This is a genomic window from Streptomyces sp. NRRL F-6676, assembly GCF_000725625.1.
GTDB lineage: Bacteria > Actinomycetota > Actinomycetes > Streptomycetales > Streptomycetaceae > Streptomyces.
Genome location: NZ_KL647083.1, coordinates 300,891 through 313,989, shown reverse-complemented (window position 1 = coordinate 313,989; position 13,099 = coordinate 300,891). Strand labels below are relative to the sequence as shown.

Here is a 13,099-nt window from a genome sequence, read left to right as displayed (position 1 = left end):
ATCCCGGTGACCGGTGCCACGGGCACCATCGGCCGGTCCGTCGTGTGCGGGCCGAGCGACGCGGCCGTCCAGGCCGGCGTGCGCCACCTCGTGAAGGTCTCGGCCGGGAGCGCGGCCACCGGACCGGACGAGCCGAGCGTCACTCACGTCCCGCCGACCCCCGCGCGGCTGCGCGAGCGCGCGGCGCGGGCGGGGGTACCCGAGTGGATCCGGCGGCGTCTGGCGGAACTCATGGACCTGTACGCCCGTGAGGACTCCGCCGGACTCATGGATCTGTACGCCCGTGAGGACTCCGCCGGACTCATGGATCTGTACGCCCGTGAGAACTCCGCCGGTATCGTGGCGCACGATGTGGAGTGCGTGACCGGGCACCCGCCCGGCACGCTCGCGCGGTTCGTGGCGGACCACGCGTCGACATTCGGGAGTGTCACATGACCGATGTGCTCGACCACGCCCCCCGTGCGCACGCCGACGACCCCCTCGTGCGCGCGCTCGCCGCCTACAAGCGGTACGAGACCCATGATCTCCAGGTGGCGGAAGGGGAGATCAGACGGTTCATGGCACCGGGCCGGCTGCACGCGCACGCCGGGGAGCGCGACCACGTCGACGCGCGTGCCTTCTACGCCGACACCGGCTCCGTCGGGGTGGGGCGGATGAGCTACGGCGCGGAGGTGGCCGTCGACAGGCAGGCCGACTCCCGCTACCTCGGGATCGCGATCCCGCTGTCGGGACGTATCCGCGTCCGGCGCGGTTACGAGACAGTCGACGCCCGGGCCGGGGAATCGCTCGTGGTGATCGCGGCGAACGGGCGCTTCCTGGCCGAGTGGAGCGCCGACTGCGACGCCCTCATGCTGCGCGCGACGACCACCTCACTGGCCCGTGCGGCGCGCGCGCTGACCGGCGAACCGCACACCGGGCGGGCGCCGCGCTTCGCCCACCAGGTGCTCTCCCTGGACCAGGCCCACGCCGTGTACAGCGCCGCCAGACTGCTCGCCGAGACCTTCGGACGCTACGACGACATCGCCGCCGTTCCCGGCGGGCTGCTGCACCGGCTCTCCGAGCACGCCCTGAGCGCCGTACTGCTCGGCCTCGAGCACGACCTCGGCGTCCCCGCCAGGCCGGCCTACCGGGCGGCTCCCAGCAAGGCGGTGCGCTCGGCGATGGGCCTGATCGAGGACGAGGCCACCGCGGTGTACAACGTCAGCGAGCTGGCACGGCACCTCGGTCTCACGGTGCGCGCGCTCGAACTGGGGTTCCGTCGCGCGCTCGACGAGACCCCGCACCAGTACATGCGGCGGGTCAGGCTCGACCGGGCCCATCGTGAGCTGCTGGCCGCCGAGGCCACCGACGGAACGACCGTCACCGAGATCGCGACCAGGTGGGGCTTCTACCACACCGGCCGATTCGCCGCCTCCTACAAGGCCGCTTACGGCGTCATGCCCTCCGTGAGCCTGAGAACGCCACCGACGAAGACCCTTCCCTGACGCTCGGGGCGTCGTTGTCCGGGGGGCATGACGCCTCCGGCGTGCGGTGGGCGGGCGTCCCCGCGCGGGCACCAAGCGCGGTCCCCGCGCGTTGTTCCCTGCGGGAAGGCCCGGTGCGCAGGCGGAAGGGGAACCGTGACCGACAAGGTGATCGACCTCGGGGAGTACGGCCCGGCGTTCGCCGAGGACCCGTTTCCGGTCTACGCGGAGCTGCGGGAGCGGGGGCCGGTGCACCGGGTGCGGTTGCCGTCGCCCGATCCGTGGGAGTGCTGGCTGGTCGTGGGGTACGACGAGGCGCGGGCGGCGCTCGCGGACCCGAGGTTCGCCAAGGACCTCCGCAAGCTCGGCGGACAGGGCATCGACGAGCAGATGATGGGGCGGCACGTGCTCGTCTCCGACCCGCCCGAGCACACCCGGCTGCGCTCGCTGGTCACCCGGGCGTTCACCGCGCGCCGCATCCAGACGCTGGCCCCGCGCGTGCAGCGGATCACCGACGACCTGCTGGACGCGATGCTGCCCCGCGGCCGGGCCGATCTGGTGGAGTCGTTCGCCTACCCGCTGCCCATGACCGTCATCTGCGAGCTGCTCGGCGTGCCCGACCTGGACCGCGACGCCTTCCGCGCGATGTCGACGGAGATCATGACGCCGACCGCCGAGGGCGGCCACGTCACCGCGATGCGGCAGATGGCGGAGTACCTGGACGAACTGATCGAGGACAAACGCTCCTCCGCACCGGGCGACGACCTGCTCAGCGATCTCATCCGCACCCGCGCGGAGGACGGCGACCGGCTCTCCCGCACGGAACTGCGCGGCATGGCCTTCATCCTCCTCGTCGCCGGCCACGAGACGACGGTCAACCTCCTCACCAACGGGGTGTACGGGCTGCTCACCCACCCCGAGCAACTGGCGGCGCTGCGCGCCGACATGTCGCTGATGGACGGCGCGGTCGAGGAGATGCTCCGCTACGAGGGCCCGGTGGAGACGGCGACGTTCCGCTTCGCGGCGGAACCGGTGGAGCTGGGCGGGCAGCTGATCGGCAAGGGAGAGGGGCTGCTGGTCGGCCTGGACTCGGCCAACCGGGACGGGGTGCGCTACCCCGAGCCCGACCGCTTCGACATCCGACGCGCCCCCCAGGGCCACCTGGCGTTCGGCCACGGCCTCCACTTCTGCCTGGGCGCCCCCCTGGCACGCCTGGAGGCCCGCACGGCACTCCGGTCCCTGCTGGACCGCTGCCCCGACCTGACCCTCGACGGCCCCCCGGGCCCGCGAGTGCCGGGGATGCTGATGCGGGGGTTCCGCGCGCTGCCCATTCGCTGGTAACCGGCGGGGACAAAGGGGGCGCGGGGCCGTGTCGATGTGCGGCTCCGCCACCCACGCCCCCTAACCCCCCGCCACCTCCGACACCCGCACCACACGCCGCTCGCGGCGGGAGATCTCGCACGCCTCCGCGATCCGAAGCGCCCCCAACGCCTCCCACCCGTCGCACGGATTCTCCCCCTCCCCCCGCACCACCCGCACGAACGCCCCCAGCTCCCCCTCGTACGCCGCCGCGAACCGCTCCAGGAACCCCGGCCACGGCTTGTCCGCCGCCGGCGGCCCGGCCAGCTCCGTGGACGCGATCGGCGTACGGTCGTCCAGCCCCACCACCACCGTGTCCCGCTCGCCCGCCAGCTCCATCCGCACGTCGTACCCCGCCCCGTTCACCCGCGCCCCCGTCACCGTCGCCAGCACCCCGTCGTCCAGCGTGAGCACGGCCGCCGCCGTGTCCACGTCGCCCGCCTCCCGGAACAGCTCCGGCCCGGCGTCCGCCCCGGCCGCGTACACCTCGACAACCTCGCGCCCGGTCACCCACCGCACCATGTCGAAGTCGTGCACCAGGGTGTCCCGGAAGAACCCGCCCGAGACCCGCAGATGCGCGGCCGACGGCGGCGTGCGGTCCGCCGTCAGCGCCCGTACGGTGTGCAGCCGGCCGAGCCGCCCGGCGCGCACGGCCTCCCGCGCGCCGGCGTACCCCGCGTCGAACCGGCGCTGGAACCCCATCTGGAGCACGGTCCCCGCCGCCTTCACCTCCGCGAGCGCGGCCAGCGTGCCCGGCAGGTCCACCGCGACCGGCTTCTCGCAGAACACCGGCAGTCCCGACCGCGCCGCCCGGCCGATCAGCTCGCCGTGCGCCGTGGTGGCCGCCGTGATGACCACCGCGTCCACGCCCCAGGTGAAGATCTCGTCCACCCCGGGCGCCGCCGTCGCGCCCAGCCGGTCGGCGAGCGCCTGGGCCCGCGCCGGATCGACGTCCGTGATGATCAGCGACCCCACGTCGCGATGGCGGCTGAGCGTGGCCGCGTGGAGCGTGCCGATCCGGCCCGCCCCGATGAGTCCGATGCGCATGTGAACAAAGTGTGGTGACAGCCGTCACGGTGTCAATGGTTTGTCCGGACAATCGGACTGCGCAACTTCCCGTCACCAGGCGCCACGACTACGCTCGGGCCGTGCCCAAACCAGAGGTGGACCCCGTCGTGTCGCTCGAACTCAGCGTCGACCGCAGCAGTCCGGTGCCGCTCTACTTCCAGCTCTCCCAGCAACTCGAGGCCGCGATCGAGCACGGGACCCTGACGCCGGGCAGCCTGCTGGGCAACGAGATCGAGCTCGCCGCGCGCCTCGGGCTCTCCCGGCCCACGGTGCGCCAGGCCATCCAGTCCCTGGTCGACAAGGGGCTGCTGGTGCGCCGGCGCGGCGTCGGCACCCAGGTCGTGCACAGCCAGGTCAAGCGCCCGCTGGAGCTCAGCAGCCTCTACGACGATCTGGAGGCGGCCGGGCAGCGCCCCGCCACCGAGGTCCTCGCCAACACCCTGGAGCCCGCCCCCGCCGAGGTCGCCGCCACCCTCGGCATCGCCGAGGGCACCCAGGTGCACCGCATCGAGCGGCTGCGGCTGACCCACGGCGAGCCGATGGCACACCTGTGCAACTACCTGCCGACCGGACTGTTCGACCTGGACAGCGGACAGCTGGAGGCGACCGGCCTGTACCGGATGATGCGCGCGGCCGGCATCACCCTGCACAGCGCCCGGCAGTCCATCGGCGCCCGCGCGGCCACCGCGGCGGAGGGGGAGCGGCTGGACGAGCCCGCCGGCGCCCCCCTGCTGACCATGCAGCGCACCACGTTCGACGACACCGGCCGCGCCGTCGAGTACGGCACCCACACCTACCGCCCCAGCCGCTACTCGTTCGAATTTCAGCTCCTCGTCCGCGGCTGAGCGACGGCCCCCGCGTGCCCCAACAGCCGCCCGCCGTACGCCGATCGACCCTCTGACCTCGGCCTTCACCCCGCGCGCCGGTACCGGTGCGCGGCGCCCTCGTGTCCGTACACACGCACGGCATCACCGATAATCGGACGGAATGTCTGTTCGATCGAGTGGTGACAAGAAGGGCGACGGTCTCGTGGTACGGAGACGGAGCTGGGCAATCATCGCGCTGGCGGCGGTGCTGGGGACCTCCCTGGCCGGCTGTAGCGCGACCGGCGGCAAGCGCGCCGAGGACGCCCGCAGGGCCGCGTCGGCGCAGGGCCGGGCGGCGGTGTCGACACCCCGCTGGACCTTCGCGATGATCACGCACTCCGGCGACGGCGACACGTTCTGGGACATCGTGCAGAGCGGCGCCAAGCAGGCCGCCGACAAGGACAACATCGACTTCCTCTACTCGCACGATGACGAGGCCAAGGAGCAGGCACAGCTCGTCCAGACCGCGATCGACAAGAAGGTCGACGGCATCATCGTCTCCCTCGCCAAGCCCGACGCGCTCAAGGCGTCCCTCGCCCGCGCGAAGAAGGCCGGCATCCCCGTGATCACGGTCAACTCGGGCTCCGCGGAGTCCAAGGAGTACGGCGCGCTCACCCACGTCGGCCAGGACGAGACCACCGCCGGCGAGGCCGTCGGCGAGGAACTGAACCGGCGCGGCCGAAGGAAGGCCCTGTGCGTCCTGCACGAACAGGGCAACGTCGGCCACGAGCAGCGCTGCGACGGCATCAGGAAGACCTTCGACGGCACCGTGCGCGACCTGTACGTCAACGGCACCAGCATGCCCGACGTGCAGTCCGCGCTGGAGGCCCAGCTCCAGTCCGACGCCTCCCTCGACGCCGTCGTCACCCTCGGCGCCCCCTACGCCGACACCGCCGTCAAGGCCAAGGAGAACGCCGGCAGCAAGGCCGAGATCGACACCTTCGACCTCAACGCCAAGGTCGCCGCCGGACTCCAGCAGGGCAGCCTCGGCTTCGCCGTCGACCAGCAGCCCTACCTCCAGGGCTACGAGGCCGTCGACCTGCTCTGGCTGTACAAGTACAACGCCGACGCCCTCGGCGGCGGCAAGCCCGTCCTCACCGGCCCCCAGATCGTCACCAAGGACCAGGCCGCCGAACTGCGCCGCTACACCGAGCGGGGCACCCGATGAGCGCCGCCACCTCCGACGAGCGGCTGCTCGCCACCTCGCCCCTCGACCGCCTCCTCACCCGCCCCGAGCTCGGCTCACTGGTCGGCGCGCTCGCCGTCTTCGCCTTCTTCGCGATCGCCGCCGACGGCTTCCTGCGCGCCTCCAGCCTCAGCACCGTCCTCTACGCCGCCTCGACCATCGGCATCATGGCGGTGCCCGTCGCCCTGCTCATGATCGGTGGCGAGTTCGACCTGTCCGCCGGCGTCATGGTGACGTCCTCCGCGCTGATCTCCTCGATGTTCAGTTATCAGATGACCGCGAACGTCTGGGTCGGCGCGGGCGTCTCCCTGCCGGCCACCCTGGGGCTCGGCGCGTTCAACGGCTACGTCCTCACCCGTACGAAACTGCCCAGCTTCATCGTCACCCTCGGCACCTTCCTGATGCTGACCGGCGCCAACCTGGGCCTCACCAAGCTCATCGACGGCACCGTCTCCACCAAGACGATCGCCGACATGGAGGGCTTCCCCGCCGCGCACGCCGTCTTTGCCTCCGCCCCCTCGATCGGCGGGGTCCAGATCCGGATCACCGTGCTGTGGTGGCTCGCCCTCGTCGCCGTCGCCTCCTGGATCCTGCTGCGCACCCGCGCCGGCAACTGGATCTACGCGGTCGGCGGCAACGCGGAGGCCGCCCGCGCGGTCGGCGTCCCCGTGACCAAGGTCAGGATCGGTCTCTACATGGGCGTCGCGTTCGGCGCCTGGATCAGCGGACAGCACCTCCTCTTCGCGTACGACGCCGTGCAGTCAGGCGAGGGCGTCGGCAACGAGCTGATCTACATCATCGCCGCCGTGATCGGCGGCTGTCTGATCACCGGGGGCCACGGCTCCGCCGCCGGCTCGGCCCTCGGCGCGCTGCTGTTCGGCATGGTCAGCAAGGGCATCGTCTTCGCGGAGTGGAACCCCGACTGGTTCAAGTTCTTCCTCGGAGCCATGCTGCTCCTCGCGACCCTGCTCAACACCTGGGTCCGCAGGCGCGCGGAGGCGAACAAGTGACCGCCCCCGCGCCCCGCGCGCCCCTCGTGGAGCTGACCGGCGTCAGCAAGCGCTACGGCAACGTCCGCGCCCTCGAGGACGTCTCCCTGCGCGTCCACGCGGGCGAGATCACCTGCGTCCTGGGCGACAACGGCGCCGGCAAGTCCACCCTCATCAAGATCATCGCCGGACTGCACCCGCACGACGGCGGCACCCTCGCCCTGGACGGCGAACCCACCCGCCTCGCCTCCCCGCGCGAGGCCCTGGACCGCGGCATCGCCACCGTCTACCAGGACCTCGCGGTCGTCCCCCTGATGCCGGTGTGGCGCAACTTCTTCCTCGGCTCCGAACCCCGCAAGGGCCTCGGCCCCTTCAAACGCCTGGACACCGGCCTCATGCGCCGCACCACGCGCGAGGCACTGCTGCGGATGGGCATCGACCTGCGCGACGTCGACCAGCCCATCGGCACGCTCTCCGGCGGCGAACGCCAGTGCGTCGCGATCGCCCGCGCCGTCCACTTCGGCGCGAAGGTACTCGTCCTCGACGAACCGACGGCGGCCCTGGGCGTCAAGCAGTCCGGCGTCGTCCTCAAGTACGTCACCGCCGCCCGCGACGCCGGCCTCGGCGTGGTCCTCATCACCCACAACCCCCACCACGCCCACCTGGTGGGCGACCACTACACCCTCCTCAACAGAGGCACGACAACGGCGACGTACACGAGGGAAACGGTCACCCTGGAAGAGCTGACGGCCCAGATGGCGGGGGGCTCGGAACTGGAAGCCCTGAGGCATGAGCTGCAACAAGGGTGACTCATGATCCTCGTGAGGTGCACCGCCCTGCCTTTCAGGGGCGCGGGGCTGTGACATTCCGCGGCTCCGCCGCGTGGGCGCGACCAGCCCCAACGCACCCGCGCCCGAAGAACAAGCACTCACCACTCCCGGACCCGGCGTCCGGAACGCGCCCCCGGGCAGGGAGCCCACCCCCCGACCGACGGAGTCATACGGCACAATCGGCGACGATGAGCACCTACCGCGACCTCTCCCTGCCCCGCGCACTGGGCGCCGCCAGAGTTACCGGCGGCGCCCCCATCGGCTCCCGCCGCGCCACCGCCCTGCGCACCGTCGGCACCCGTGAGCGCCGCTCGCACCTGACGGCACCCCGCGTGCCGACCGTCGGCATCGACATCGGCGGCACCAAGGTGATGGCGGGCGTCGTGGACGCCGACGGCAACATCCTGGAGCGGCTGCGCACGGAGACCCCGGACAAGTCCAAGAGCCCCAAGGTCGTCGAGGACACGATCGCCGAGCTGGTGCTCGACCTCTCCGACCGGCACGACGTGCACGCGGTCGGCATCGGCGCGGCCGGCTGGGTCGACGCCGACCGCAACCGCGTGCTGTTCGCCCCCCACCTGTCCTGGCGCAACGAGCCGCTGCGGGACCGCCTGGCCGAGCGCCTGGCCGTACCCGTCCTGGTCGACAACGACGCCAACTCCGCCGCCTGGGCCGAGTGGCGCTTCGGCGCCGGCCGCGGCGAGGACCACCTCGTCATGATCACCCTCGGCACCGGCATCGGCGGCGCCATCCTGGAGGACGGCCAGGTCAAGCGGGGCAAGTACGGGGTCGCGGGGGAGTTCGGGCACATGCAGGTCGTGCCCGGCGGCCACCGCTGCCCGTGCGGCAACCGGGGCTGCTGGGAGCAGTACAGCTCCGGCAACGCACTGGTCCGCGAGGCCCGGGAGCTGGCCGCCGCCGACTCCCCGGTGGCCTACGGGATCATCGAGCACGTCAAGGGGCAGGTCGGCGACATCACCGGCCCGATGATCACCGAGCTGGCCCGCGAGGGCGACGCCATGTGCGTCGAGCTGCTCCAGGACATCGGTCAGTGGCTCGGCGTCGGCATCGCCAATCTGGCCGCCGCCCTCGACCCGTCCTGCTTCGTGATCGGCGGCGGCGTCAGCGCCGCCGACGACCTGCTCATCGGCCCCGCCCGGGACGCCTTCAAGCGGCACCTCACCGGCCGCGGCTACCGCCCCGAGGCCCGTATCGTGCGCGCCCAGCTCGGCCCCGAGGCCGGCATGGTCGGCGCCGCCGACCTGGCCCGGCTGGTCGCCCGCCGCTTCCGCCGCGCCAAGCGCCGCCGGGTGGAGCGCTACGAGCGCTACGAGCGGTACGCCGAGTCCCGCCGCACCGAGCGGGAGGGCGCCTCGTGACGTCCGCCGCGGTACCCCACCAGCCCGTCGCGTCGGAGGAGCCCGCGCGTCCGCCCGAGGACCGCCGGCACATGATCCGCCGGCGCGCGCTCACCCTCCTGACGATCGTGCTGCTCATCGGTGTCCCGGCCGGCTATCTGGTGATCTCCGCCAACCAGAGCCGGGACAGCGGCAAGGACAAGGAGGAGAAGTGGTCGGCGACCGGCCTCACCGCCGGCTGGCCCTCGCGCGTGCAGCGCCGCCTCTATCAGGTGCCCATCCCGCCGTACTCGCGCGACGTCGCCTACTACGAGACCAACAACTGGAAGACCAGCCGGCTCTACACCCAGTTCCTGACCAGCAACGAGGGGCTGGAGCGCTTTCTGCGCGAGACCGGCACCAATGCGGCCGCGCTGAAGCAGGACGACATCGCCATCGGCACCCGTGACCAGCGGGTCATCGGTTGGGACTTCAGCGGGCCCGGCCCCTGGTACGGGCTGGTCCACAAGCAGAAGGCCCCGGCCCCCACGCACGACATCGTGGTCAACCGCTCCAATCCGAAGCACCCGATGGTGTACGTCGTCTCGCGCACGGTGCCGTAGGCCGGACCGGCGTGCCGTAGACCGGACCGCCCCGGTTCCCGCCGGCCGAGGGCCGCAGGGCCGCCACCGGGCCGCCGCGAGGCCGTCCGAGCCGCCCCGGCACCGGCTCCGGGGCCGATTGTCAGACCCCGCCCGTACAGTCGTAGACACCTGACACGACCAGAGGGGCGGGAGGTGACCGTACGTATGGAGAACGCGCTCGCGCAGGTGCCCGCGCGGCTCGCCGCCGTCTTCCTGCCCGCCCCCGTACCCCGGCAGGGCCGCGTCGCCTTCTGGGACCCCGAGGACTCCGCGCCGCCCTCCGCCGCCGGCCTCGCCTCCGCCTCCGCCTCCGAGGACCTGGTGGTCGTCCGGCCCCACGGCACCACCGTCCGCCGCACCACCGTGCCCGCGCGCACCCTCACCGTCGCGGCCGCCCTCCCCGTCCTCACCGCCGCCCGGCACGCCCCGGGCGCCCATCCCGCCACCGCCTGCTGGGGCGCCGCCGCGCTGCACGCCCTGCGGCTCGTCGCCCGCGGCCGGCTGCTGCCCGGGCTCACCGCCGAGGGGTACGACGCCTGGCGCGCGGGCCCCCTGGAACGGGACGACATCGCCCACCTGAGGGCCGTCGCCGCCGCCCTCCCGTACGAGGGGCACGCCGTGCCGCTCCCCGGGCGCGGCCCGCTCCGGCTGCCCGAGCCGGAGGCCCTGGTGCGCGCCTTCCTGGACGCGGTCGCCGATACCCTGCCCCGCACCCCCGCCGCGGCACACGTCTCCGGCCGGCCCTTCGCCGCCCGCGCCACCACCCGGCTTCCCGGCGCCCGGGACTGGGCCGCCGAGGTCGCCGCCGGCATGGACACCGGCGTACGGATCTCGCTGCGCCTGGACCTGTCGGCGTACCAGCTGTTCGACGACAGCGAGGGCGCCCCGCGCGCCGGGGCGGCCGTCGTCCAGGTGCACAGCCTCGCCGACCCCACGCTCGTCACCGACGCCGCCGCGCTGTGGGCGGGGGAGTCCGACGCCGCGTTCGGGCCCCGCGCGCGCGTGGACGCCGCGCTCGCGGTGCGCCGCGCGGCGCGCGTCTGGCCGCCCCTGGACCGGCTCGCGGAACAGGACGTGCCCGACGTACTGGCCCTGTCCGAGGAGGAGCTGACCGACCTCCTCGGCGTCGCCGCCACCCGGCTCGGCGCCGCCGGTGTCGCCGTGCACTGGCCGCGCGATCTCGCCCAGGACCTCACCGCGACCGCCGTACTCCACCCGGCCCCCGGCTCCGCCACCGACGGCACGGGCTTCTTCGAGAGCGAGGACCTGCTCCGCTTCGGCTGGCAGCTCGCCCTGCGCGGCGACCCGCTCACCGAGGCCGAGATGGACGCCCTCGCGGAGGCGCACCGGCCGGTGGTCCGGCTGCGCGACCAGTGGGTGCTCGTCGACCCCGCCCTCGTCCGCAAGGCCCGCAAACGGGAGCTGGGTCTGCTCGACCCGGTCGACGCGCTGTCCGTCGCCCTCACGGGCACGGCGGAGGTCGACGGCGAGACCGTCGAGGCGGTCCCCGTCGGCGCACTGGCCGCCCTGCGCGACCGGCTCACCGCCGGCCTCACCGCCGTCGAGCCACCGCCCGGGCTCGACGCCCGGCTGCGCGACTACCAGCTGCGCGGGCTGGCCTGGCTGGACCTCATGACCTCCCTCGGCCTCGGCGGCTGCCTCGCCGACGACATGGGCCTCGGCAAGACGGTCACCCTGATCGCGCTCCATCTGCGCCGTGCCCGCCCCGAGCCCACGCTCGTCGTCTGCCCCGCCTCCCTGCTCGGCAACTGGCAGCGGGAGATCACCCGCTTCGCGCCCGGCGTCCCCGTGCGCCGCTTCCACGGCCCCGACCGCACGCTGGACGGGCTCGACGGCGGCTTCGTCCTCACCACCTACGGCACCATGCGCTCGGCCGCGCCCCGGCTGGCCGAACAGCCCTGGGGGCTCGTCGTCGCCGACGAGGCGCAGCACGTGAAGAACCCCTACTCGGCCACGGCCAAGGCGCTGCGCACGCTCCCGGCGCCCGCCCGGGTCGCGCTGACCGGCACGCCGGTGGAGAACAACCTCTCCGAGCTGTGGGCGCTGCTGGACTGGACGACGCCGGGGCTGCTCGGCCCGCTGAAATCCTTCCGCGCCCGGCACGCGCGCGCGGTCGAGGGCGGCGAGGACCCCGACGCCGCCGAGCGCCTCGCCCGTCTGGTCCGGCCCTTCCTGCTGCGCCGCAAGAAGTCCGACCCGGGCATCGTCCCCGAACTCCCGCCCAAGACGGAGACCGACCACCCGGTGCCGCTCACCCGCGAACAGGCCGCGCTGTACGAGGCGGTGGTGCGCGAGTCGATGCTCGCGATCGAGACGGCCGAGGGCATCGCCCGGCGCGGCATGGTGCTCAAGCTCCTCACGTCTCTCAAACAGATCTGCGACCACCCCGCGCTGTACCTCAAGGAGGACCCGGCCACGGCCCGGTCCCTCGGAGAACGCTCCGGGAAGCTGGCCCTCCTCGACGAACTCCTGGACACGCTCCTCTCGGAGGACGGCTCGGCCCTGGTCTTCACCCAGTACGTGGGCATGGCCCGGCTGATCACCGCGCACCTGGCTGCCCGCGCCGTCCCCGTCGACCTGCTGCACGGCGGCACCCCGGTGCCGGAACGCGAGCGCATGGTGGACCGCTTCCAGGCCGGTACGACGCCGGTGCTCGTCCTCTCCCTCAAGGCCGCCGGCACGGGCCTGAACCTCACGCGGGCGGGGCACGTCGTCCATGTCGACCGCTGGTGGAACCCGGCGGTCGAGGAACAGGCCACCGACCGCGCCTACCGCATCGGGCAGACCCAGCCGGTGCAGGTGCACCGCCTGATCACCGAGGGCACGGTCGAGGACCGCATCGACGACATGCTGCGCTCCAAGCGCGCCCTGGCCGACGCGATCCTCGGCTCCGGCGAGACCTCCCTCACGGAACTGACCGACCGTGAACTGTCCGACCTCGTCTCCCTGAGGAGGACGGCGTCATGACGCCGTCCGACGACGACCGGAACGACCCCGGCCCCGACGAGGAGAGCCCGAGGCCCGGCACCGAGGGCCCAGGGCCCGGTACCGAGGGCCCCAGGCCCGGCGACGCGGCCCGCAAGGCCCTGCGCGAGGCCCGCGCCCGCGCACACCGTGCGGAGCCGGACGCGGAACGCCCCCGCCCCACCCGTCGGCCGGCGAAGCCGTCCCGGCCGGGCGACGCGGCCCGCGAAGCTCTGCGTACCGCCAGGGCCGGCCGGAAGGCCGCGGAAAGCCCCCTGGACCCCCCGCTCGACGCCGCCTCTTCACCCCCGCCCACCCCAACCCCCCTCAGGGGCGCGGGGAACGGCGCGACCAGCCCCGACGCACCCGCAC

11 protein-coding genes and 1 pseudogene are annotated in these 13,099 nt (G+C 73.3%); 11 read left to right on the top strand and 1 reads right to left on the bottom strand.

What is annotated here, in order from left to right:
- Positions 1-6 precede the first annotated feature (6 nt).
- From IO29_RS32810 to IO29_RS32800, 3 genes are all read left to right on the top strand, one after another.
- Entirely contained in the window at positions 7-435 is a 429-nt protein-coding gene (locus IO29_RS32810) for a hypothetical protein (RefSeq protein ID WP_158709328.1), read from the top strand.
- Positions 432-1,484 carry an AraC family transcriptional regulator gene (locus IO29_RS32805; protein WP_030381280.1) on the top strand — a complete coding sequence of 351 codons (1,053 nt, stop codon included), beginning with the start codon at positions 432-434 and terminating at the stop codon, positions 1,482-1,484. Before IO29_RS32810 ends, IO29_RS32805 begins: the two co-directional genes overlap by 4 nt.
- Before the next feature lie 135 nt (positions 1,485-1,619).
- Positions 1,620-2,804: a cytochrome P450 family protein gene (locus IO29_RS32800; RefSeq protein WP_030381281.1), complete on the top strand. Its 1,185-nt coding sequence runs from the start codon at positions 1,620-1,622 to the stop codon at positions 2,802-2,804.
- Positions 2,805-2,864: 60 nt separating this feature from the next.
- Here the strand turns inward: IO29_RS32800 and IO29_RS32795 are convergent, their stop codons facing one another.
- Positions 2,865-3,869 (bottom strand): Gfo/Idh/MocA family protein, encoded by a 1,005-nt coding sequence (locus IO29_RS32795; protein ID WP_030378246.1) that lies wholly within the window; start codon positions 3,867-3,869, stop codon positions 2,865-2,867.
- Positions 3,870-3,997: 128 nt separating this feature from the next.
- Here IO29_RS32795 and IO29_RS32790 point away from each other — a divergent pair, with 128 nt between their 5' ends.
- The 8 genes and pseudogenes from IO29_RS32790 to IO29_RS39885 all read left to right on the top strand — a co-directional run.
- Entirely contained in the window at positions 3,998-4,735 is a 738-nt protein-coding gene (locus IO29_RS32790; protein WP_106969802.1) for a GntR family transcriptional regulator, read from the top strand.
- Positions 4,736-4,919: 184 nt separating this feature from the next.
- A complete protein-coding gene (locus IO29_RS32785) occupies positions 4,920-5,924 on the top strand; it encodes a sugar ABC transporter substrate-binding protein (RefSeq protein ID WP_030378248.1) in 1,005 nt (334 codons plus the stop codon).
- A complete protein-coding gene (locus IO29_RS32780; protein WP_030378249.1) occupies positions 5,921-6,952 on the top strand; it encodes an ABC transporter permease in 1,032 nt (343 codons plus the stop codon). The genes IO29_RS32785 and IO29_RS32780 overlap by 4 nt, the downstream gene beginning before the upstream one ends.
- Positions 6,949-7,740, top strand: a complete 792-nt coding sequence (locus IO29_RS32775) for an ATP-binding cassette domain-containing protein (RefSeq protein WP_030378250.1) — start codon at positions 6,949-6,951, stop codon at positions 7,738-7,740. The genes IO29_RS32780 and IO29_RS32775 overlap by 4 nt, the downstream gene beginning before the upstream one ends.
- 209 nt (positions 7,741-7,949) lie before the next feature.
- On the top strand, positions 7,950-9,140 hold the full coding sequence (locus IO29_RS32770) for an ROK family glucokinase (protein ID WP_030378251.1): 1,191 nt from the start codon (positions 7,950-7,952) through the stop codon (positions 9,138-9,140).
- Positions 9,137-9,721, top strand: a complete 585-nt coding sequence (locus tag IO29_RS32765; RefSeq protein WP_030378252.1) for a hypothetical protein — start codon at positions 9,137-9,139, stop codon at positions 9,719-9,721. The genes IO29_RS32770 and IO29_RS32765 overlap by 4 nt, the downstream gene beginning before the upstream one ends.
- A gap of 186 nt (positions 9,722-9,907) precedes the next feature.
- Positions 9,908-12,730, top strand: a complete 2,823-nt coding sequence (locus IO29_RS32760; protein ID WP_030378253.1) for a DEAD/DEAH box helicase — start codon at positions 9,908-9,910, stop codon at positions 12,728-12,730.
- Positions 12,727-13,099 (top strand): annotated as a pseudogene (locus IO29_RS39885) (hypothetical protein); the annotation flags it as partial. The gene IO29_RS32760 and the pseudogene IO29_RS39885, both read left to right, overlap by 4 nt.

What these genes read in the sequence shown, in the direction of transcription:
- IO29_RS32760 (WP_030378253.1), top strand. Translation starts at nt 9,908, where the DNA reads ATGGAGAACGCGCTCGCGCAGGTGCCCGCGCGGCTCGCCGCCGTCTTC.
- IO29_RS32780 (WP_030378249.1), top strand. Translation starts at nt 5,921, where the DNA reads ATGAGCGCCGCCACCTCCGACGAGCGGCTGCTCGCCACCTCGCCCCTC.
- IO29_RS32770 (WP_030378251.1), top strand. Translation starts at nt 7,950, where the DNA reads ATGAGCACCTACCGCGACCTCTCCCTGCCCCGCGCACTGGGCGCCGCC.
- IO29_RS32805 (WP_030381280.1), top strand. Translation starts at nt 432, where the DNA reads ATGACCGATGTGCTCGACCACGCCCCCCGTGCGCACGCCGACGACCCC.
- IO29_RS32795 (WP_030378246.1), bottom strand. Translation starts at nt 3,869, where the DNA reads ATGCGCATCGGACTCATCGGGGCGGGCCGGATCGGCACGCTCCACGCG.